1 rRNA gene is annotated in these 293 nt (G+C 58.0%); it reads left to right on the plus strand.

Annotated features, from left to right (window positions below):
• Nucleotides 1–112, plus strand: a 16S ribosomal RNA gene (locus NQ034_RS16100); the annotation flags it as partial.
• Nucleotides 113–293 lie beyond the last annotated feature (181 nt).

Raw genomic sequence — 293 nt, forward strand, 5'->3', positions numbered from 1 at the left:
CCCATGGCCTAACCGGTTCGTCCGGGGGGAGTGGTCGAAGGTGGGACTGGTGATTGGGACTAAGTCGTAACAAGGTAGCCGTACCGGAAGGTGCGGCTGGATCACCTCCTTTCTAAGGAGCATCAACATTGAGTGTTGGCCATGTTGGCAGGCGAGTGTCCTGTCGGTGGTTGCTCGTGGGTGGAACATCGCGGGATTGATTGTTTGAGTATGCTGTTGGGGTTCTGGGACAACAGACCACTGTTTGGTGGTGTGTGTTCTGGTGCCGCCCCTGCCGGCTGTCGGGTCCGTGT

This window comes from Brevibacterium moorei (assembly GCF_024580735.1).
Classification (GTDB): Bacteria; Actinomycetota; Actinomycetes; order Actinomycetales; family Brevibacteriaceae; genus Brevibacterium; species Brevibacterium moorei.